This window comes from Gelidibacter gilvus (genome assembly GCF_004115975.1).
Classification (GTDB): domain Bacteria; phylum Bacteroidota; class Bacteroidia; order Flavobacteriales; family Flavobacteriaceae; genus Gelidibacter; species Gelidibacter gilvus.
Genome location: NZ_SDDZ01000004.1, coordinates 37,752 through 58,676, shown reverse-complemented (window position 1 = coordinate 58,676; position 20,925 = coordinate 37,752). Strand labels below are relative to the sequence as shown.

The 20,925-nt window shown below is 35.3% G+C and carries 20 protein-coding genes; 16 read left to right on the top strand and 4 right to left on the bottom strand.

Annotated features, from left to right (window positions below):
* Positions 1-233 precede the first annotated feature (233 nt).
* The 9 genes from ESZ48_RS08735 to ESZ48_RS08695 all read left to right on the top strand — a co-directional run bounded on the left by ESZ48_RS08735 (position 234) and on the right by ESZ48_RS08695 (position 7,520).
* Complete coding sequence (locus ESZ48_RS08735; protein WP_129016962.1) at positions 234-1,019, top strand: hypothetical protein; 786 nt, start codon at positions 234-236, stop codon at positions 1,017-1,019.
* Between the two features lie 188 nt (positions 1,020-1,207).
* The gene (locus tag ESZ48_RS08730; protein ID WP_190246223.1) at positions 1,208-1,954 is read left to right on the top strand and encodes a DUF2971 domain-containing protein; all 747 of its coding nucleotides are present in this window, start codon (positions 1,208-1,210) and stop codon (positions 1,952-1,954) included.
* Between the two features lie 155 nt (positions 1,955-2,109).
* The gene (locus ESZ48_RS08725) at positions 2,110-3,249 is read left to right on the top strand and encodes a hypothetical protein (RefSeq protein ID WP_129016960.1); all 1,140 of its coding nucleotides are present in this window, start codon (positions 2,110-2,112) and stop codon (positions 3,247-3,249) included.
* Between the two features lie 331 nt (positions 3,250-3,580).
* On the top strand, positions 3,581-4,399 hold the full coding sequence (locus ESZ48_RS08720; RefSeq protein ID WP_223266399.1) for a retropepsin-like aspartic protease: 819 nt from the start codon (positions 3,581-3,583) through the stop codon (positions 4,397-4,399).
* A 225-nt stretch (positions 4,400-4,624) separates the two neighbouring features.
* Positions 4,625-4,924: a type II toxin-antitoxin system RelE/ParE family toxin gene (locus ESZ48_RS08715; RefSeq protein WP_129016959.1), complete on the top strand. Its 300-nt coding sequence runs from the start codon at positions 4,625-4,627 to the stop codon at positions 4,922-4,924.
* A gap of 4 nt (positions 4,925-4,928) precedes the next feature.
* Positions 4,929-5,213, top strand: a complete 285-nt coding sequence (locus tag ESZ48_RS08710; protein ID WP_129016958.1) for an addiction module antidote protein — start codon at positions 4,929-4,931, stop codon at positions 5,211-5,213.
* A 179-nt stretch (positions 5,214-5,392) separates the two neighbouring features.
* The gene (locus ESZ48_RS08705; protein ID WP_129016957.1) at positions 5,393-6,685 is read left to right on the top strand and encodes an alkaline phosphatase family protein; all 1,293 of its coding nucleotides are present in this window, start codon (positions 5,393-5,395) and stop codon (positions 6,683-6,685) included.
* A 43-nt stretch (positions 6,686-6,728) separates the two neighbouring features.
* Complete coding sequence (locus tag ESZ48_RS08700) at positions 6,729-7,025, top strand: cupin domain-containing protein (protein WP_129016956.1); 297 nt, start codon at positions 6,729-6,731, stop codon at positions 7,023-7,025.
* 42 nt (positions 7,026-7,067) lie between these two features.
* The gene (locus ESZ48_RS08695) at positions 7,068-7,520 is read left to right on the top strand and encodes a nucleoside deaminase (RefSeq protein WP_129016955.1); all 453 of its coding nucleotides are present in this window, start codon (positions 7,068-7,070) and stop codon (positions 7,518-7,520) included.
* Positions 7,521-7,672: 152 nt separating this feature from the next.
* On the opposite strand, the gene ESZ48_RS08690 is transcribed toward ESZ48_RS08695, so the two are convergent.
* Positions 7,673-9,232, bottom strand: a complete 1,560-nt coding sequence (locus ESZ48_RS08690; protein WP_129016954.1) for a serine hydrolase — start codon at positions 9,230-9,232, stop codon at positions 7,673-7,675.
* Between the two features lie 160 nt (positions 9,233-9,392).
* Between ESZ48_RS08690 and tnpA the strand changes: the two genes are divergently transcribed.
* Positions 9,393-9,845, top strand: coding sequence for an IS200/IS605 family transposase (gene tnpA / locus ESZ48_RS08685; RefSeq protein WP_129016953.1), 453 nt, complete (start codon positions 9,393-9,395; stop codon positions 9,843-9,845).
* A 365-nt stretch (positions 9,846-10,210) separates the two neighbouring features.
* On the opposite strand, the gene ESZ48_RS08680 is transcribed toward tnpA, so the two are convergent.
* The 3 genes from ESZ48_RS08680 to ESZ48_RS08670 form a co-directional block, all read right to left on the bottom strand.
* Positions 10,211-11,539 carry a hypothetical protein gene (locus tag ESZ48_RS08680; protein ID WP_129016952.1) on the bottom strand — a complete coding sequence of 443 codons (1,329 nt, stop codon included), beginning with the start codon at positions 11,537-11,539 and terminating at the stop codon, positions 10,211-10,213.
* A gap of 4 nt (positions 11,540-11,543) precedes the next feature.
* Positions 11,544-13,934, bottom strand: a complete 2,391-nt coding sequence (locus tag ESZ48_RS08675) for a TonB-dependent receptor (protein WP_129016951.1) — start codon at positions 13,932-13,934, stop codon at positions 11,544-11,546.
* A gap of 147 nt (positions 13,935-14,081) precedes the next feature.
* Positions 14,082-14,624, bottom strand: a complete 543-nt coding sequence (locus tag ESZ48_RS08670; protein WP_129016950.1) for a hypothetical protein — start codon at positions 14,622-14,624, stop codon at positions 14,082-14,084.
* A gap of 305 nt (positions 14,625-14,929) precedes the next feature.
* On the opposite strand from ESZ48_RS08670, the gene ESZ48_RS08665 reads away from it, so the two are divergent.
* From ESZ48_RS08665 to ESZ48_RS08640, 6 genes are all read left to right on the top strand, one after another.
* Entirely contained in the window at positions 14,930-15,430 is a 501-nt protein-coding gene (locus tag ESZ48_RS08665; RefSeq protein ID WP_129016949.1) for a hypothetical protein, read from the top strand.
* A gap of 228 nt (positions 15,431-15,658) precedes the next feature.
* Complete coding sequence (locus tag ESZ48_RS08660; RefSeq protein ID WP_129016948.1) at positions 15,659-17,140, top strand: potassium/proton antiporter; 1,482 nt, start codon at positions 15,659-15,661, stop codon at positions 17,138-17,140.
* Between the two features lie 330 nt (positions 17,141-17,470).
* On the top strand, positions 17,471-18,181 hold the full coding sequence (locus ESZ48_RS08655; RefSeq protein ID WP_129016947.1) for a membrane or secreted protein: 711 nt from the start codon (positions 17,471-17,473) through the stop codon (positions 18,179-18,181).
* A gap of 84 nt (positions 18,182-18,265) precedes the next feature.
* Positions 18,266-18,571 carry a GldL-related protein gene (locus tag ESZ48_RS08650; protein WP_129016946.1) on the top strand — a complete coding sequence of 102 codons (306 nt, stop codon included), beginning with the start codon at positions 18,266-18,268 and terminating at the stop codon, positions 18,569-18,571.
* Between the two features lie 209 nt (positions 18,572-18,780).
* Complete coding sequence (locus ESZ48_RS08645; RefSeq protein ID WP_129016945.1) at positions 18,781-19,518, top strand: sulfite exporter TauE/SafE family protein; 738 nt, start codon at positions 18,781-18,783, stop codon at positions 19,516-19,518.
* 120 nt (positions 19,519-19,638) lie between these two features.
* Positions 19,639-20,793 (top strand): erythromycin esterase family protein, encoded by a 1,155-nt coding sequence (locus ESZ48_RS08640; RefSeq protein WP_129016944.1) that lies wholly within the window; start codon positions 19,639-19,641, stop codon positions 20,791-20,793.
* Positions 20,794-20,925: the final 132 nt, after the last annotated feature.

Sequence of the window (20,925 nt, the reverse complement as noted above, 5' to 3'; positions counted from 1 at the left end):
TTATTTTAAAGAAAAAGCACCAGCGTTTGTTGGTGCTTTTTTTGTGCAGATATATTTGCGGATGGCTATTTTTTAATCGTAGTGAATGATCAACTGATCCATTAGTGAACAGGGCAACTTGTATAAAAAACGATTGTAGATGAGATTTGTAGCTTTCTATGTTAAAGGAATATGAGTATATTGTGTGCTTATATAAATAAGTTAGCTTTCATACAAAAAAACATATAGAATAAATGATAAAAATAAATAAAGAGTCTCCAATTTATGATAGGAGAATTGTCCTAATAGATGAAGAAAAAAATTATAAACCAATTAACTGGCAAAAACTAATATTAGATTCGGCAATTAACCCTGTTTTTTCAGCTTTCAATCTTTTAAGAGATAAGGAAGCGTATTCGAATGATTTCGCAGGATTTGGAGAAATAAAGTATTGTAATAATCATTTTAGATTCCCTCCACAACATCCTCAAAAAGGAATAGTATATTCTTGTCCTGATTACGAACCAGACTTTTATATTCCATTGTCAAACTTCCATCAACATACACTAAAACTAAAAGAAAGTGCATTTATTGAAATGTGTGGACATCTTGGAGCAAAGGAAATTTTGCTAATTGAAGAAGTTGTAGATAATTCAAAAATAAATTTAGATTTAAAAGCTGACGATATTCCGACACAAAATGGCAATGCTACTGTTGGTGTTAAAACAGAATATAAAAACAATAAAGCCGACTCTGCAAAAGTATTTTTTGTGTTTCCTAAACCTCCAAATCATAATTTCACTAAATATGAAAATAAATGGATTGAGAGTGAACCAACTTGGAGAACGTTGCAAAAAGTTAGGCTTGAAAATAAGGTATCTGAATATTCTGCCGAATTTAATTATACTGACGAAATGGGCATTACTACAGATATCGCTGGCAAATTAAATAAAGTTGGATTAAATATTGGAGGAAGTTTTAATAGGTTCAAAAAGATAGAAAGAAAATATAAAGTCATCTTTTGGGATGATTTAGAATAAGAAAAGTACGAAAAGCCGTTTATAAACCATTGCTGGGTCTGTGCTCATCTGGAAAATTCTTGGGTATTTTCCAGCGTAGTTTTGTATCTTTAATGGTTCGTGCTTTTACACGCAACGGTCCATACACAACAACGTTGTAGTCAATTTTAGAAAAAATGGAAAGTAGATATAAAACACTTGTACGAAAGATGGTAACAGACAAACAGTTGCCACAATATGTCTACAGAATGAGGACTGTAAATAGATATTTATTTGACACTTTAATAAACGGAGAAATGTGGTTTTCAAACCCATCTGATTTTAATGACCCATTTGACTGTGATATTAATATGAAAATTCAAAATTCCAGTCAAGAAAAAATTCAAAATTATTTTGAAAAATATTTGGTCAAGCATTTCGGAATTAAAGAATTAAGTGGAATTGATAAAAACAGAATAACAAGAGAAGAATTTGAAAAATTAATAAATATTGTTTCAAAAAGAGTAACTCAACGAAAAGGAGTTGCTTGTTTTATGTCTAATTGTGAAAATTTATTAATGTGGGCACATTATGCAAATTCGCATAAAGGAATAAGTTTAAAATTTGACATTTTAGAAGATATTGAATTCTTTTCACCTGCAAAAAAAGTAATCTATACAAGAGATTATCCCGAATATGATTATTTGAACGATAAAAACGATTTCGTAAATCAAATGTTTTTCACAAAGTCAGAGGATTGGGAATATGAAGGCGAAGTTAGAATTTTAAAAGATAAGAATGGAAATTATCAATTTAATCCCAACTCTCTTAAAGAAGTTATATTTGGTTGCAAAATATCGGACGGAGATAAAAAGACATTAATTAAAATAATCAAGAATTATTATCCAAATACAAAATTGATACAAGCTAAAAAAAACGAATCAAAATTTGGGTTGGAATTCAATGAAATAAAGTAAAAAACTGGCTACAACATGTGTATAATCAATGGCTTGTACTTACCTACTTGGTAAATCCTGCGGATTTCCCAAAGTTAGTTTATATTTGGAGAAATTCGTGCTAAATCACGACACAGCTCATATACAGGATAAACGTTAGGGCACATTAAATCAAAATGGAAAAAAATTTAAATAGAAACATACGAGGGGTTAAACACTATTTAAATTTCAAAAAAGATTTTGAAAGTGAATCTGAAAGACTTTTTGACTCATTGCCATTATTTTATCGTATTATGTTTTTGGACCAACCAAATCCTTGGATTGAACAAATAAATCGTTTTGATTTCTTACGATTAGCTGTCGTTTCTTCTGATTTCAATAATTTCCAAAAAACATTAATTGGAAAATTTCTTTACAAAAAAATTGAAGTAATAGATAAAAAAAAGATACTTGAAATTAAGCTTGAGGATTTTTTTCAAAGTATAATTCTTAAAACAACTGAATATAGTTTTACCATTCAAGAATTCTTATTAATGTTAGCTTACAATGGAGGCTTGCATATGAAACCTGATAAAAAGGATGAGGATAAGAGTATCTATATTTATGAAAATCTCTTCGAGAAATTTCCAGATTTCACTTTTGACCTATTAAAGTCTATTTCTAAAATATTATTAGAAATATTCGATGAATTCCATTCTTTACTAGTTGGAGACAATAATGGACATTCACCTAATAGTAATTTCCAGGCAATGATTGCAAAAGACGGAAAAATATTAGATGGGATTTATTTTAAAAGAGCTTTTATGCAGTTCCCAGTAAGGCAAAAGAAAAATAAGGGAATACGTATTTCTTTATTTATTAAACTTTTAAGCTCTAACAAATCTGAAAAGAATCACATACTTTGGTATGGACATAGATTAGATAAAGAATTAAGTATCGGGATATATCAAAGTAAGAATAAATTAATATTTCATATATCTGATTCTAAAACAATTGTTTTAGATATTAAAGAATTATTAGATGATTATTTTCTTTTAGAAATTTGTTTATATCCAAACGGTAAAATATCTGTGGCAATTAACGAAAATCTTAAAAAAGTTGAAGATTTAAACAAAAATGTCAGTATTATTGATGGTAAAATAATTTTAGGAACTAATTTGAACGGGACTCTATTTGGCGAGTTTTATGAACAAATGATTGCTATTCAATCCATAGATAAATTAAATCAAACAAGGAATCTAAGAGTTTATGGATTAAAAAAAATGAATATTCAATCAAAACATATTCCTTATAATATAATAAAAAGAGAAACATAAAAACGTGCCCTAAGCCGTGTATAATTAACCAGCCCGAAAGATTCGTTCTGGCGGGTTGCTTGGTTCTTGCCTACTTTGAAATTCCTCAACGCCAAAAGCGTTGCAGGACGGAATTTCCACAGGCTCAGTCAATTTTAGTATTTTAGGTGCTTGCCACCGCAACTATAACACGTTGGCAACAAGCTCAAAAAACTGCCTCTAAAAAATTGAAAATATGAAATTAGCAAGAGTGTTTATTTTTTTTATAACATTTATTTCCATTAGTAGCTGTTGAGTTAATAAAGCTGTAAAGTACCTTAAAGAAGGAAAAACGTCTGAAGAAAACTTTAAAGTGACTTTACCTTTCGAAATAAAAAACGGATTTATTATTGTAAAAGTAGAAATAGAAAATAAACACTATAATTTTATTTTAGACACAGGAACACCCACTCTTGTATCAAAAAAACTTGCAGAAACTTTAAATTTGAAAGTTATTGATTCGGTAAAAGCATCTGATGTTTTTAATAAAAAACAATCTAACGAATATGCAAGAATTGAAAAAATCAGAATGGGAACAGTAGATTTTGTGGGAACAGTAGCCTTGATAAATGATTTTAATTCTGTACCAATGTGGTCTTCTTTAGATATTGATGGGTTTTTTGGATCAAATCTAATGCAACACGCTATTTGGGACATTGATTTCAGCCAAAACCAAATTACTATAACTGACAATGAATCAAAATTGAATTTACCTGAAAAAATAATTGAGAATAAGATATTTATTGGATATGACAGAACACCTGCTATTGGTTGTAAAATAAATGGAGAGAAAATTTGGAACTTTACAGTGGATTTTGGATTTAGCGGAGACATAGTTATACCATTTTCCGAATTTGAGAAACAAAAAGAAGGTGGTCAAATTTCAGATTTTAAAGAAACTAAAACGGATGGTGCTATTGGAATTTATGGTAAACAAGATAAGACACGAGTTTCTTATACAGGTATAATTAATGAAATCGAATTCGGAAATTCTATATTAACTAACCAAAAGATATATTCAGAGCAATATTTAAGTCAAAGATTTGGTTTGGATTTTTTTAGAAATTATCGAGTAATTCTAAATTGGAATAGTAAAAAAATAAAGTTAATAGAAAATAGTAACTCTAAATAAAGCCAGTTGCCAACAAAACCGTGTAAAAATAACCAGCCCGAAAGAATCGTTCTGGCGGGTTGCTTAATTCTCTCTTTTGTTCTTTCTGGTTATGTACTTAAATTTATAACTTTAATAGTAAAAGCTAATTTAAGTTACAATTAAATGTGATGCATTAAAACTCACTCTAAACTGAATTTATCCAAAATTTTTTACTAATTTTGTATCCAAGTAGATACAATATTCATGTTCTTTATTGAGAAAACAAACGAATTTGATAAGTGGCTGAAAAAGCTAATCGACTTAAAGGCAAAAGCTAAAATCCTTTTCAGAATTCAAAAGCTTGAAACTGACGAACATTTTGGCGATTGTAAAACAGTTGGCGATGGAATTCACGAAATGCGAATAAATTTTGCAAAAGGTTATCGTGTATACTTCAAAGAAAAAGAGCGAAAGATTATTGTTTTACTGATCGGTGGAGACAAATCCACTCAACAAAAAGACATTGCGAAAGCAAAAGAAATTTGGAGAAAATTAAATAAATAGAAAAATGGAAACTACAAGATTTGAAATAGCGGATTATTTACACAGCAAAGAAATGATTGCGGAATATCTTAATACAGTTTTGGAAGAAGGCAATAATGCAGATGTAATTAATGCTATCGGACATATTGCAAAAGCTATCGGGATGACAAAAATTGCGGAAGAAACTGGATTGAGCAGAACGAGTTTATATAAAGCATTATCTGATGGAGCGAAACCTCAATTTGCTACAATTATGAAAGTATTAAAAGCAATCGGAGGACAAATACAAGTCAATCCAACATCTGCCTGATAAAATAACGCATCACAGTCGAGTAGGTAAACGGGAGTTTCACAGTTAGTTAGGATAGCCCTACTAAATGAGGCTTAGAATTGGAAGACCATAAATTAATTCTTTAAATTCGCAATTCATCTGTTGTAATTGTGTCGTTTGGAAAAAACACCAAGACCTTTACCCTTAACCCATACCAAATGTTGAAAAAATATTTTATTTACGGCCTTATTTCTGTGCTGTTTTCGATAACCATAACATCCTGTGGATCAAGTTCAAGTTTAGGCGTTCCCGCACCCACTGTTAACTCGAAAGCTTCCCAAAAAAAACCTTATGTGCTCTTAATATCCCTGGATGGTTTTCGTTGGGATTATGTAGAAAAATACAAACCTGAGCATCTCACTGATTTTAGTAAGAATGGCGTCAGTGCAGCCTCGTTGATCTCGACATTTCCCTCCAAAACATTTCCCAATCATTATTCCATCGCAACAGGAATGTATCCTGATAATCATGGCATCTTAAGTAATTCTTTTTATAGCCATAAGAAAAACACAACCTACAACATCCGAAATCGACAGATTGTTTCTGATGGCGATTTTTACGGAGGTACGCCAATTTGGATACAAGCAGATAAACATGATATGGTAACGGCGAGTTATTTCTTTGTGGGCAGTGATGCAAACATACAAGGTGTAAGACCAACGTATTCTAAAGATTATGATGGAAAAATAAAAAATGAAACACGAATCTCACAGGTTTTAGAGTGGTTGGCTTTACCCGAAAAACAAAGGCCGCATTTAATAACGATGTATTTTTCTGATATGGACGATACTGGACATCGCTATGGACCAAATAACGAAGTAGAATTACAAAAAACACTCGCTAGTTTAGATGAGAATTTAGGAGTCTTACTCAATGGCGTGAAAGCATCAGGTCTGCCCGTAAACATCATCATTGTATCTGACCATGGCATGGCAGCGGTTGCAACAGACCACCTCATTCCTATCGAAACAGTTCAAAATGATGATTTGTTTCGTACGGTCGATAATGGTTCTATTGTAAATATCCATCCGAATGATGGCATTGAAGCGGACGTCGTATTTCAATATCTGAAAGAAAAAGAAAAGCATTTTAAAGTTTATAAAACTCAAGAGACTCCAGGATTTGAATACACACCAAAAAACAAGGATTGGGGTGACATTCAACTGATTCCCGATTCAGATCATTATTTTTCCAATGAAAAAAATATCGCGCTTTTAAACCAAAACAATATTAAAACTATTGGCGTGCATGGTTTTGATAGTACAAACAAAGATATGCATGGCATATTCTACGCCAGTGGTCCTGCTTTTAAATCGGGATATGAAATACCTTCATTTCAAAACATTGATATTTATCCGTTAATCTGTGACATTTTGGGATTGGAAATCCCTGATTCTGTTGATGGCAAACTATCAACGTTAAAAGGTGTTTTGAAATCGGCTGATAAATAAATATATTATCCTTTGGAATCAATAAATTTAAAACTATAAAAACATGAAAAAAGCAACGCCACCCAAAGTAACAACACTGGCGGAAGGCAGTGTATTAATCGCCAAACAAATGGAGGCCGACGCTGGACAATTATTGCCAGAGCATCTTGCCAATCTTGAATCGATTGTTTTTGTCCGAGAGGGCGAATGTATCTTTAAAATGAACAATGAAGAACACGTTCTAAAACAAGGTGACACGATTATTGTACCACCAGAAGTCAGGCATCAAATAGAAGCCATTACCGATTTTAAAGGTGTTCATTTTATGCCGAAGGATATCCAATTTACGTTCTTCAATTAGTGTTCAGCTGCGTTTTGATCTCGAATTAATTCGAATTGACCAATGGATAACGTAGATTTAAAAGCACACAAATCCTATATGCGATGGTGTATAGATCTGGCCAAAATTGCAAAAAAACGAGGAGACAGTCCTGTGGGATCCCTCATCGTGCAAAATGGAAAAATTATTGGCGAAGGGATTGAAAGTGGAAAAACGCAAATAGACATCACTTTTCATGCGGAAATTGAAGCGATCCGAGATGCAACAAAACGCATAGAAAGACAAGATCTGTCAGACTGCATCCTTTACACCACACACGAACCTTGCATCATGTGTTCGTATGTGATCCGCCATATGAAAATTCCGATAATAGTAGCGGGAATAACCACGGGAGAAATTGGCGGATTCAGTTCTCATATTCCCATCTTGTTGGATACAATAATTAAAAGATGGAGCGCCCCTCCTACAATCATAAAAGGTGTTTTGGAAAAGGAATGCTCAGCTTTGCATGACTGATTATTCTTAGAAAAGGGTTTTCTGCCCACACAACATCTTAGATTATAACCTCAGAAATGTTCTGTTAAGAGCAACGCAAGATCAAGCCTGACACCAACCATACCAGACCATCTATATATCATGGCCAATTTCTTATTATAAGGTGCTGAATCTTATATCTGCTTTATAAACCGCTCCGTATGCGTATAGTTTGATGGATAAGCACCCACTTGCAAGGATAAAGGCCGTAAGGAAAACTCAAAATCCAGAGCTTCCACCTTACCGTCTTTTCCTAAATGGAATTGCATAAACTCTTCACGTTGGGCCGGATTTTTCCACACTGCTCTAAACGTATCGTAATGCCAGTGCTCAAGTTTGGCTTCCAAACCTTCGGTATCCCAAAAATGTAATACCAAATCCTTACCCTGTTTTTTTACTTCTACTTTTCCGTATCCTGCAGATTTATACACACCGATATAGGCATCCAAGTCTAAGCTTGGTTTTGTTTTTAAAACTTGAGCTTGATGGATTTTTTCTCGTGCTTCTGACGCCCGAGCGTATGACCTTTTATAGCCTTGTAAATAACGCTCGTTCCAATCCACCTCATTATTGCCCAAATAGGCATCCATTACTTGATAAGCCACGGCATTACCCAGACTATTAAAATTATTTCCTACGACGATAATCCCCAAATCCAATTCAGGCATGAGATACATAGCCGTATTGAAGCCATCGGTTGCCCCACCGTGTGTGAGCACACGTTTTCCTTTATAATCGGTAATATTCCATCCAAAACCATAACTGCCTTGCGCTGCCATTGCATTTGCTTGTGGAACAACCATCTGCTGTTTGTGGATTTCGTTCATCTGCTTCTCACTAATGATGGTCTTTCCTTTATACTCGCCAGAAACTCCCAATTGCATCAACATCCATTTATTTAAATCGTTTATTGAAGCGTTTACACCTCCGGCAGGTCCGGCATTGTCCCAATTTCTTCTGGCAATGGCCACGACTTTCCCCTCAATTTCTTGATGTGGATAGGCTTGATTAGAGTTTGCATTGATCTGACTAATACTGGTGGACGAGGCATTCATTTCAAGAGGCGCAAAAAGACGTTCGTTCAAAAATGCATCCCACGTTCTCCCATCGGCATATTCAATAATTTGACCAGCTAGAGAATACATGACGTTGTTATATACAAAAGAAGAGCGAAAAGGTTTTTCCAAGTCCATATATCGCATTTGATAAAGAACACTGTCGCGCGAACTATTGGTCATAAACTGAAGCCTATTTCCTAAAATCCGCCCTAATCCCACACGATGGGTCAAAACATCTCGAATAGTGATTTCCTGAGTTACCCAAGGATCTTTTAACTGAAACCACGGAATATGTTGGACAATTTTATCGTCCCAATCTATTTTTCCTTCATCTACCAAAATTGCCAAGGCTGCCGCGGTCATGTTTTTACTGACCGACGCAATACTAAAAATGGTGTTGGCATCAACCTTCTCCCCGCCTCCTAAACGTTTTTCTCCAAAACCTTTGGCATAGACTACTTCGCCATCTTTCACAATTCCCACTGCCATCCCGGGGATTTTCCAGTCCTTTCTCCCTGACTCTATCCATGCATCAAAGTTATCCGGAAGAGATTCTTGAGCCACAAGTGCGTTAAAAAATAAACTTACAAATACAAGCAGCGCTATCTGAGAGCGCTTAAAATAATAAGTAGTCATGATCAATTGATTTTAGACAAAGATACTGACAACTTTACACATAGGAATAACATCCGTTAATATCGTATTTTAGTGTGGTGTTAGCCCTGAAGGGGCGACATAACCTAACCGAGGGTGATAACCCCTTGGTAGCCCTAAAGGGGCGAGATACCACTAGCCTATGCCACAATCATTAGTCAAAAACTACCTCCACATCGTGTTCAGCACGAAATACCGTCAAAAGCTCATCGATTCCGCAATTGAAGACGAATTATATATGTATCTGGGCGGCATCGCTAACAATCTCGGATGTATTCCTATAAAAATCGGCGGCTATCAAGATCACGTTCATATGCTATGCTTGCTCTCCAAAAACATCACTTTAGCAACGCTCATGTCAAAATTGAAGGCCAATTCCTCAAAATGGATGAAGACGAAAGGAGAGGCTTATCGCAACTTTTATTGGCAGAATGGCTATGCTGCGTTTTCCGTGAAAGCTTCAGAAGTTGATGTGGTCATTAAGTATATCGCAAGGCAGAAAGAACACCATAGTCGTAAAACTTTTCAGGATGAGTTCCGCGCATACATGGTGAGTAATAAGATAGAGTTTGATGAGCGCTATGTGTGGGATTAGAATTCGGAGTGATATTGATTATTAGAATTATAACAAAGAATATATCGCCCTTTCAGGGCTTTGTGACTGATGGTTATTCATTCTCATTATACTCAAGGCTAAACGCCATGAGCGATAATGTTCCGCCCTTTCAGGGCTTAATTTCTCATGACATTCATAACTCAAGACGAAAGTCTTGAGTTATGATATAACGCCCTTTAAGGGCTGCATTCCACTCTGAAAAACAATAATGTACCTCTCGCATTCGGGAGCTCTGAAGGAGCGTCATATATTAGCATAGTGCGTAGACCTATGCTAATAAAAAACACCGATACACCAAATAGCCCTGAAAGGGCGACATAGATATTATTCCCCAAGCATAACTATTATTCCCCAAGTTTATAAAATCGCGTTGGTCGGTATTTATTCGAAAGCTGCATTTCGTTTTTTAGAGTTCCCTGGCGATCTATGGAATAAACGCCGTTAAAATTGGGAGCAATAGCATTGGGAACCACCATAAAAAGACGGTCGTCTACAATATTGAACACATTCATGCGCGAAGCTGGATTGGAAGTTGGCACGGCCAATTTGGTGTAATTTTCTGTGGAAGTGGTGTCAAATTCGTAATAAGAGAGTTTTAAAGCATTCCTGGTTTCGACCTCTTCGCTGGAGTCAAATAAATAGGGTGCTTCGGAAATGTGTAAATACAATTTGTTATTATAGGACATAATGGATTGGGCAATCCTCCCGGTCCCGAACAACGATTCAATATCGATTTCCCAATCCGTATCAAACTCCGTTTCTCCAGCTTTAATCCTAAAGATTTTTGAAGGATTATGGTCGTTAAATTGATTCCAACCCCAAGAACAGAAATAAAGATTTCCTGCCTCATCCTTCGTGGTAGGATTGTTTTCCGAAACAAAAAAGCCCACCGTTTTGACGCCGTGATATTGGATGATTTTTTCAAAACTAAAAGTCGGGATATCAATCACCGCCAAATAGAAATTCTCTTCATTGTCTGAAATCAGATTAAACCTGGCTTCCTCCAAAAAAACGACGCTCACATAGAGTTTATCCTCTTTATAATCCATGACCAAAGATCCTGTTCGCACCAAATTATTTCCGTAGTCGTCCTCAAATTCAACCTCTGGGCGAAACGCTTTTATAAAAGGACGTAAATCCAATGCGTCTCCCAATTGCATCGTCAAGGGATTGAAGGCTTGAATTGTTTGACCCCCACTATCTTCATTATAATAAAAACCCAGAGTATCGTTTACCAAAGCCAACTTGCGCGATGGAAAAATATTATCCTTACCGATATACAATTCGCTATCGATAAACACTTGATCTGAAGTGTTCAGCGTGAGCCGAAAAAGTCCAGGTGTGGACGAATAGCCTCTTTTATCCTTAGCCATACTAAAGATATAGTTATTAAAAGAATGATGCCCTGAGGATGTTGATGGATCGGAATTGATAAACGTTTGATTGTCCTGAATCAAATCATAAGGTTTGTTGGCATCTAATCCTTCCAAATTAAAACTGAAAAATCGAGTAATATCGGGTGTTGAGGCATCTTCAGTGGCTAAAACATAATTAAAAGAAGAGTACTCCGTCTTTGGGTTTTTATTCTCATCGTCCAGGTTTTTAACTTCACAAGCAATCAGTCCTAACAACAAAAGACCAACAAAGACTTTATATATAAATGGGAACTTCATACACTTAAAAACTATAGGTTATTTTCATTCTAAAATGTCTGCCTGGGCTTTGCATCTTGAATTCGTTGTAAATATTCTCGTCAAAGGCATTTTTGAGTTCTGCACTAAAAGATACGCTTTGTTTTGAAAAATCACGGACATAGATAAACCCAATATTGTGGGTGTGTTGATTCGGAATAATTCGGCTGGTATTAATTTTGGAGTTTCCGAAGAGGCCTAAAAAACCATCCGGCTCAAATTGTTTTTCGATATAATCGAGATAATACTGATGCACATAAGAATAATCCCAAAAAAATGATAAATCGGTAGAAAGTTTCAGCAACTCCTTGATATTATAGGAAGCACTGATATTTCCATAATAAAACGGCATATTGGCAATGCGTGCATCTTTGAAATGCTGATTGTTTAAATATTTGTCTTTGGTCGATTGTAACCGAAAGTCATTCCAAGTTAAATTTCCCGATAACTGTAACTTTTCTACAGGTTCGTAATTAGCCTGCAACTCTACGCCCAAGCCTTTTACATTATCAAGATTGAGATGGATGGCCTGGTATTGGTTCAAATCCTTTAACCGAATCAGATTCTGGGTATCCCGATAGTAGGTGTTTATTTCAAAACCAAAATCCGTTGCAGTGTAAGTGTAACCCAAGTTTAAGTTTTTACTCTCCTCGGGAATTAATTCATAATTGGCTACAATAAAGTTATTGTCACCAAACAACTCCTGCTGTTCTGGCAATCTAAACGTGTTTTCATAAGAAATCCGAACATAGCTCTTCTCATTCATATTATACTTTAAGGCCTGCGAAAAACTCAATCCTGTATTGACTACTTCCTTATCTACAATAATATCCTCCAATGGATTGTCTGACGCATTATACCGTCCGGCGAAATTCCCATAGAGATATTTGAATTGCGTGTTAGATTCCAATCTCCGATCAAAAAACTGTGCATTCAACGCAAAGTTGGTAATGAGCTTATTATAGTTGGTACCATTAAGGTTCTGGTCACCTAGATTGGATTTTCGATTGTAATTGCTGAAAACCGTATTGTTTTCTATTTGAAGATAATTGGTGATCAAATAATTAAGATTGGTTCGGGAGGTGAATTGCTCAAAATTAGTGTGCATATAGCCATTCTGAAGGAGCATATTCCCCATTTCTGAAGCCGAATTTGTGCTGTGGGCAACACCTTTCCAATCATAATACACGTTTTTGCCTTGATCAAAGATCTCAAAATCGATATTACTATATACCAAAAACTGATTGAGGCTCAATTTGTTCTCAAAAAAATGATTTTTATATTTCAAGGAAGGAATAAAATTGCCGCGTTCCTGTCTGTAGACCTCTCCAAAAGGTCTGGCTCTAGAAAATGGATCGTTTTGAATATCTCTTTTCAATCCGTAGGAATTCACCTTAAACTCAATGGATTCGGCCCAGGATAATTGTCGTGCTTCTAAAGAAAACTCTAAGGAATGTTGATTAAAACCGTTGTGGAATAAGCGTTCTTTAATGTAAGTTACCTGACCGCTATTGGGATCTTTATAGGGCAGATTATCTACTTTATAATTGTTTTTTGAATAGTTATAAAAGCTATTGACTCCCAAAAACAGATGCTCGTTCAATTTTATATTCGCGTTGGCCGTAGCGATATGGGTATTGTAGGATCCCGTTTCATAAGACACGGTACCCGAAGTTTTTTTACTGGTTTTAGGAATGATATTGATGGCACTTCCCAAGGCGTCCACCCCTATTTTTGTAGGCAACACACCTTTGTAAATTTCTACGCGGCTGATGGCATTGGTAGGTACTTTTGTTAGACCGAAATTGGATCCTAAATAATCGATGGGGATATCATCATATAAAAACTTCACCGCACTGCCCGTAAATCCGCCAACAATAATATTGCTCGCTGATCCCAGACCACCAACATTACGTATTTTTACTCCTGGACTTTTATCGACCAAATCCTCCACCGAATTGGCACGCCTGGTATTGGCCTCCACAGAAATAATATTCGCTTTGATGGCACTGCTTTTCAACTTTTCACTGATACTGAGCGTTCGCAGTTTTACTTCATCCAAATTATAAGTCATCATTTCGATGTACAGCGTCACTTCTTGTACCTCACCAGCATTGATTTGGATGTTTTTAATTTCAAATTGAAATCCGTCATGTACTGGATAGATATTATAATTACCTGGAGGTAAGTTTTTAAAAACAAACTCTCCTTCTTTATTGGTCAGCGTACGCGCGCTGGTTTCAACCAAACGAATTTCAATGTTTTCTATCTGATCATCGAGAGAGTTGATTATTTTCCCACGGAGTGTTCCTGTATTTTGTGCGATGGAACATAGAGAGAACAATAAAAAAGAGAAAAGTGTAAATTTCCTTAACATAGAAAGGTGGAGCGATTTTAAACTCCCAATTATTTTGCCTGCGTCGGGCGCATCCCAACATCTCAATGTAAAAGATGCATTTAGGATGCGCCCGGACAGACATTTAAAGCACTTCAAAAGCGCTTTCTATTAGTTACTACAAATTACTTATTTAGGATCAAAAAATCCGCAATAAAAATCTGGATCATCAGGAGCCGTCAATTTTGGTAACTTGTTTGGATCGATTTCCTCTTTTACAAGCTTGAATTTTGCAGTCGAACCATTGCCCATTACTGAAGTAAAGGTCATTTGAGTTTTTCCATTAACCTCTTTGACTACAAGCTGCTCAGGTGTTAAACCGAAGTTATAAGGAGGCATGGCTAGATTTTTTTGTGTAATTTTAAAATCATCGGTATCACCTTCCCAAGACCAATAATCACCCTTTGTAGGGAATGATGACCCAGCTTCACCTAAAATAAAAAAGAAACTTTTATCAGCGAAAAATCGGTACCCTGCAACAATCTCCACAATACAAGGATCACTGGCAGGAATTTGTCTCCCTTCTTCATTTATACTTGTAAAATCCACATTGGTCAATTGCCAGTCGCCTACTAAGCTGACGGTTTCTTCTGTGCCGTTATCGTCATCACTGGAACATGAATAAAATACCAATCCAAAAACAACAGCACTCAATAAAACTAACTTCTTCATAAAATTTGATTTTTTTTAAATTTCATGCAAATTTAAGCCTTATTTAGAACAAGACTAAATGGAATCGATAGTTTTTCTAAATATTTAAAACCGATAATTTAATAACGCCATCAGAAATTTGATACCGTAACAGTTTTAGAATTGTTAATAGAGTCCATTATAAAAACTTAAATTTTTAATCCCCATCCGAAGATGTTGATTCCGGTAAAATCGCGTTTAGCAGGAATAAATAGGCGTTTTTTCAAATCAAGTAGCGGTTAAATACGAAAATCTGTCGTATGTATGAATGTGAAAATTTCCAATGAATGAAATATCTTACAACTATAAGTTACAGCCTATTGGATAATAAGTATATTAGTGGTCCTAAAAACCATAGCAAACCTTTGACCATGACGACCATCAGATACTCTAAAGAAAGAATAAAAAGTAATTTAAGCATGGGAATCGTCTTTATCTCCATTGGAATTCTTCTTATAGTTTTATCTGAGGGCATGGGTGAATGGAACCATATTTCCTTGGAAACTATTGGCATTGCACAAATTTTTGTCGGCATTTTCATGTTTCTAGTGTATCTCTTTGAAAACAAAAAACAATACCTGACTCTTAAAAATGGCGAAATAGTAAAAAACACGCTGTTTCCTAAAAAGGTAAAAATTTCCGACATAAAATCAGTCCGAAGTTTTGCAGGTGATATAAAATTAATCACAGACAACGGAACGTTTATAATTAATGCTCAAATTGCAGACCCCACTTCATTGTTAGCCTTTGAAAACGAATTGAAATCCTATAATTTTCCGTCAAATTAAAAACAAGACACCAATTCCAACCACCTTTCAAGTGTTTCAGCTGAGATGTTTTTTCATGAAATTTTCGCACTTCTAAAAGTCCGTTAAATAACTATTTAAAACCCCACTCCTATTCTAAGTGTCTTATTATAAAGTGGAACCAAATTTTTCAAACACCACTTCCAAAAACTTATTTCATAAAAATAAAAAGAAGTATCTTCGCGCAAACCGATTTAGGAAGTAAAAACTATGAGTTTAACCATTGAAAACATTCTATTAGTTGGATCTATATTGCTTTTTATAAGCATTATTGTTGGTAAAACTTCTTATAAATTTGGTGTTCCCACCTTATTACTTTTCTTGGCCATAGGCATGTTGGCAGGTTCGGAAGGCATTGGTGGCATCCGATTTGACAACCCTAAGAACGCACAGCTTATTGGCGTAATTTCACTTAACTTCATTTTGTTTTCTGGTGGTCTTGACACACATTGGAGTTCCATTAAGCCCATTCTTAAAGAAGGGATCCTCTTATCAACCTTGGGCGTTTTACTGACCGCCCTTACTTTGGGCGGATTTGTGTTTTACGTTACCGATTTTACCATTTATGAAAGTATGCTTTTGGGCTCTATCGTCTCCTCAACCGATGCCGCTGCGGTATTCTCAATATTACGTTCAAAAAGCCTTGCCCTGAAAAAAAATATCAGACCCACATTAGAGTTGGAAAGTGGAAGTAACGACCCAATGGCCTATGCACTTACAATTGCATTTTTGACCCTTGTCATCAATCAAGATCAAAGTCTCGTCTCTATTGTGCCCATGTTTTTAAAACAAATGGTTGTTGGCGCCGCTGCTGGTTTTGGATTTGGTTTTGCCAGCAAACACATTATTAACCGCATCAATCTTGGCTTTGAAGGGCTATACCCTGTTTTGGTGATTTCGCTGATGTTCATCACCTTTTCGGCAACGGATTTTGTTGGTGGCAACGGCTTTTTAGCGATTTATATTTGTGCAGTTTATCTAGGAAACCAAGACATTATCCAAAAGAAAACCATTTTAAAAATGTATGATGGTTTGGCGTGGCTAATGCAAATTGTGTTGTTCCTAACATTAGGCCTTCTGGTTTTCCCTTCTCAAATAGTGCCTTATATCGGGGTGGGAATGCTCATTTCGTTATTTTTAATCATTGTTGCCCGTCCAGTTGCCGTTTTTATTAGCTTGGTTTTCTTCAAAATGAAATTGCGAAGACGCTTCTATATTTCGTGGGTAGGCTTGCGAGGGGCGGTTCCGATTGTGTTTGCCACCTATCCTCTTTTGGCAGGAATTGAAAAAGCCGATATGATATTTAGTATCGTATTTTTTATATCGGTGACTTCTGTTCTCATTCAAGGCACATCCTTGGGAGTTGTGGCAAAATGGCTGAGAGTAGGCATCCCTGAACAAGCAAAAAAGATCACGCCAATAGACGAACTCCTTTTAGACCTCCCAAAATCGGCATTACAGGAATTCACCATTTCGCCCGAATTCTCCCCAATAAATAAACGGATCGTTGACTTACATTTTCCTGCAGAAGCATTTATAGTCATGATCAAACGCGGCAATCAATATATTCGTCCTGGAGGCTCTACCGTTATTAAAGCCAATGATGTTTTAATGGTGCTTGCAGACAATCCAGCAGATTACGAAAAAGTTGAAGAATGTCTGTTCCATCCCAAATACGCGAAAACCTCTTAAAATGGCAGCTTCAACGCCCAGATAATACGGTATCCGCGCTATCTTTAAATCTTATTAAGATTTCTATTTCTTTGATTTTTTATTGCCCCTCAAATTAGCCGTGTTTTCATGACCTATGCTATCGCATTCATTTCCTAACGTTTGACGACGGTTCTACAAAAATCAGTAGTACCATTGGCTTGTTTATAGAACAATAAGCTTGGATATTTTCAGTATATTAGAGGCATGACTGTAGCAATTGGTCTTCATTATTGACACATTCTTAAATATGAAAAGATCCAGATTATTTTAAAGCAATTCATTTTTAAAAGAACATAAAAATCTAAAATCATGAAAAAAATAAGTTTAGCGCTCGTCTGCATGGTACTGTCCTTTGGAATTCATGCACAAAGTATTACTGGTGCCTGGGAAAACCATTCCACTTCTGAAAATGGTGATCAACTCAAAACTGTGCTCACTTTTGTGAATGGCTATCAAGTGTCAACAACGTTTCATGCCATTACGGGTGAATTTATTGAAACCCATGGCGGCAGTTGGATCTTAGAAGGAGATGTCCTCACAGAAAAAATAGAATTTGACACCGATAATCCTGAACATGTTGGCACTGAAATAAGTTATAAAGTGAATGTTACCGATAATGAACTCGAAATTCATGATTCGAAAATAAAATTCACAAGAATAGATCAGGGCGAACCAGGAAAACTGCAAGGTGCTTGGTTAATGTCCGGTCGTATGGTAGATGGTGAAGCTCAAACCCGTGACACTAGCGGCCCACGTAAAACAATGAAAATTCTTTCTGGAACCCGATTCCAATGGATCGCCTACAATACAGAAACCAAGGAATTTATGGGCACCGGCGGTGGCAGCTACACCACTATAAATGGCGACTATACGGAGAACATCGAATTCTTTTCAAGAGACAATTCCAGAGTGGGAATGAGCTTGAAATTTAATTATGAACTGATTGATGGGCAATGGCATCATAAAGGATTCTCAAGCAAAGGTGATCCTATCAATGAGATTTGGAGTTTGAGGGAGTAGATTTACTTTTACAAATTCAAAATTATTGAAGGCAGATAAAATAGACGTAAAAACGATTTATAAAAACGACCAAGAACCTTTACCATGAAAAATCAAGACTTTAAAATTGGTATTAAGACAGTATGGGTGTTAGTGATAGGAAACTTTATTCTAACACTTGTTGGAGCTTTGGCTAAAATTCAACATTGGGAGTTTTCGCAAATCCTTTTGAGCATGGGATTAATGCTATTCTTCTCCACTTGGATCATTATTTTGAGTGATATGGTAAAGAACAAAATATACCACAAGACTTTTTGGATTTTGACGCTATTCATTATGCCTTCAATCTCAACCATCTTTTATTTGATCCAGAGAAATAAATTATTGAGACTGGGACAAAAGTTTGGGTAAAAACATCAGGAGTTTTTAAAAAACCGGACTAAATAAACATGACAAATATCTGATTCTTTGAGCTCCAGCGGAGGCTATATTTACAGATAGAAACATCCAATTGATACATAGCTCCAGAGGAGCAACTTCTAACAGAACAAGAGTAGAAAATCATTTCCCCAAAAAACAATATGGATCTCAAATCAAAAAACAGGAAGTTTTAATGACCTATGGATTTAATAACTTTTTACATTCTACTCATCGTTTTCATTGCAACATTAGTCCGTTCTACCTTTGGTTTTGGCGAATCTTTAATTGCCGTGCCATTACTACTTCTATTGATTCCCATTGAAATTGCCGTCCCGCTCTCGGTATTGATCTCCATTTTTGTGGCGGCGATCGTGGTTGTACAAGACCGCAAACAAATCCATTTAAAGAGTGCGAAATGGCTCATCATCTTTGCGATTCTGGGAATTCCGATAGGCTTATACCTTCTTATTTATGGCAGTGAAAACATCATAAAAACGATCTTGGGATTACTGATCATCCTATATTCAAGTTATTCCCTACTTTCAAAAAGCAACTTCAGATTAAAAACCGATCATAAAACTTGGCTTTTTGTTTGCGGATTTCTATCGGGAATCCTAGGCGGAGCCTATGGATTGAATGGCCCACCCATTGTTATTTACGGTAATCTTCGAAATTGGACGCCTAAAAACTTCAGAGCTACGCTTCAAGGTTATTTTCTACCTGTCAGCAGTATTGGCATGTTAGGGTATTGGTATCAAGGCCTATGGAGTTGGACGGTCACCTATTATTTTTTGATCTCAATTCCCGTGATCATTCCTGCTATTTTTTTAGGCAGATATTTGAACCATCAACTAAAAGATGGTGCTTTTTTAAATTATGTTTATATGGGATTAATTGGAATTGGTGTGCTGTTGGTGGGGCAATCATTGATAAGTTGAAAAACCATACCTCTATTGCGAAACTAATTCGATTAAAGATTATTGTAGAGTAACTATATACCCACGTGCTTGGATGTTTTCAGTATATTAGATGGCTGTATATATAAGTTGGCAACAATAATGAAAAAAGCATTCTTACTATTAATATTAATTTTCTCAAATCATATTATCTTTTCTCAAATCGTGAAAGATATTTATGAATTGGATTCAATAAATAATTTGTTAACCGAAGAGGTTAAGAAAATCATTGACAAAAACGTTAGTGAAAAAGAAACTGTATTTCTTGGAGAGGCTGTACATTTCAGCGGTACAGATTTTCTTGCTAAAACTGAATTTATAAAATATTTAGTAATTGAACATCAATACAAGGATATCGCCTTTGAAAGTGACTTTTTTGCTCTACTATTTGACCACAATAAATCGAATCTATATCCATTGTGGAGCAAGTCAAATCAATGTGAGGAACTTTTTGATTTTCTTAAAAAGAATAACGTAACAATCTGGGGGTTTGACAATAAGTTACATTCTGATTATTCACGTAATAATTTCACTACCAAACTATCGGAAATTCTAAATGACGGCGGAATCAAACTTGATAATGAATTTATAAGAATAACCAATCTAATTATTGCAAATCAATTTGATAGTAGAAAGATATTATCCCAAAAAGAAATTAATTACGTTAGAAATTATATTGTAGAAATACAATCCGACGAGGCTATTAAAGCGAATAAACTCTGGTATCAAATATTAGAGAATTTTAAATCTGCAATTAAACTTTATACCGTAAAAGACAATATATCCCACAAAAATGGCATTCCAATAAGAGACAAGCAAATGGCTAAAAATCTTGATTATTTGGTTAGACAAAATGTAAATAAAAAATTTATTGTTTGGTTGGCAAATGGTCATATGTCAAAATCTAATGACGAATCAATGGAAGGTCAAACGATGGGATATCAATTTAGAGAATTAAACCCAAATAGTTCATATCACATTGCTGTTGCTTCAATAAGACTACCTAATCGAAATGAAAAATCTATCATTAAAGCCAGCAAAAATAAAAATAGTATTTTATCACTTTTACCATCTTTGGACATTAATTACTTTGTCGACACAAAAACTTTGACTTCCGAAAATATATCACTAGGAAATAAGATTTTTGATGACATGTATATTTTTAATTTAAAAAGTAATAAAATTAATTTATTAAATCATTTTGACGCATTAGTGTTCATAGCTAAAGGGGAAACAGTGACATACGATAGTGACTAAATTACAGTTGCCAACAAAGGCGTGTATAAGCTATCGCTTGGTCTATGCTTACTTGGAAAACCCTTCAAATTCTCAAGAACCTCGGTTAATTTTAGTATTTTAGATCTTCGAATATGCAAGAATTATCACCTA

Bases quoted from the DNA above. Each gene is read 5' to 3' on its own strand.
- ESZ48_RS08735 (WP_129016962.1), top strand. From the start codon at position 234: ATGATAAAAATAAATAAAGAGTCTCCAATTTATGATAGGAGAATTGTC.
- ESZ48_RS08730 (WP_190246223.1), top strand. From the start codon at position 1,208: ATGGTAACAGACAAACAGTTGCCACAATATGTCTACAGAATGAGGACT.
- ESZ48_RS08725 (WP_129016960.1), top strand. From the start codon at position 2,110: ATGGAAAAAAATTTAAATAGAAACATACGAGGGGTTAAACACTATTTA.
- ESZ48_RS08715 (WP_129016959.1), top strand. From the start codon at position 4,625: ATGTTCTTTATTGAGAAAACAAACGAATTTGATAAGTGGCTGAAAAAG.
- ESZ48_RS08710 (WP_129016958.1), top strand. From the start codon at position 4,929: ATGGAAACTACAAGATTTGAAATAGCGGATTATTTACACAGCAAAGAA.
- ESZ48_RS08705 (WP_129016957.1), top strand. From the start codon at position 5,393: ATGTTGAAAAAATATTTTATTTACGGCCTTATTTCTGTGCTGTTTTCG.
- ESZ48_RS08700 (WP_129016956.1), top strand. From the start codon at position 6,729: ATGAAAAAAGCAACGCCACCCAAAGTAACAACACTGGCGGAAGGCAGT.
- ESZ48_RS08695 (WP_129016955.1), top strand. From the start codon at position 7,068: ATGGATAACGTAGATTTAAAAGCACACAAATCCTATATGCGATGGTGT.
- ESZ48_RS08690 (WP_129016954.1), bottom strand. From the start codon at position 9,232: ATGACTACTTATTATTTTAAGCGCTCTCAGATAGCGCTGCTTGTATTT.
- tnpA (WP_129016953.1), top strand. From the start codon at position 9,393: ATGCCACAATCATTAGTCAAAAACTACCTCCACATCGTGTTCAGCACG.
- ESZ48_RS08680 (WP_129016952.1), bottom strand. From the start codon at position 11,539: ATGAAGTTCCCATTTATATATAAAGTCTTTGTTGGTCTTTTGTTGTTA.
- ESZ48_RS08675 (WP_129016951.1), bottom strand. From the start codon at position 13,934: ATGTTAAGGAAATTTACACTTTTCTCTTTTTTATTGTTCTCTCTATGT.
- ESZ48_RS08670 (WP_129016950.1), bottom strand. From the start codon at position 14,624: ATGAAGAAGTTAGTTTTATTGAGTGCTGTTGTTTTTGGATTGGTATTT.
- ESZ48_RS08665 (WP_129016949.1), top strand. From the start codon at position 14,930: ATGAAATATCTTACAACTATAAGTTACAGCCTATTGGATAATAAGTAT.
- ESZ48_RS08660 (WP_129016948.1), top strand. From the start codon at position 15,659: ATGAGTTTAACCATTGAAAACATTCTATTAGTTGGATCTATATTGCTT.
- ESZ48_RS08655 (WP_129016947.1), top strand. From the start codon at position 17,471: ATGAAAAAAATAAGTTTAGCGCTCGTCTGCATGGTACTGTCCTTTGGA.
- ESZ48_RS08650 (WP_129016946.1), top strand. From the start codon at position 18,266: ATGAAAAATCAAGACTTTAAAATTGGTATTAAGACAGTATGGGTGTTA.
- ESZ48_RS08645 (WP_129016945.1), top strand. From the start codon at position 18,781: ATGGATTTAATAACTTTTTACATTCTACTCATCGTTTTCATTGCAACA.
- ESZ48_RS08640 (WP_129016944.1), top strand. From the start codon at position 19,639: ATGAAAAAAGCATTCTTACTATTAATATTAATTTTCTCAAATCATATT.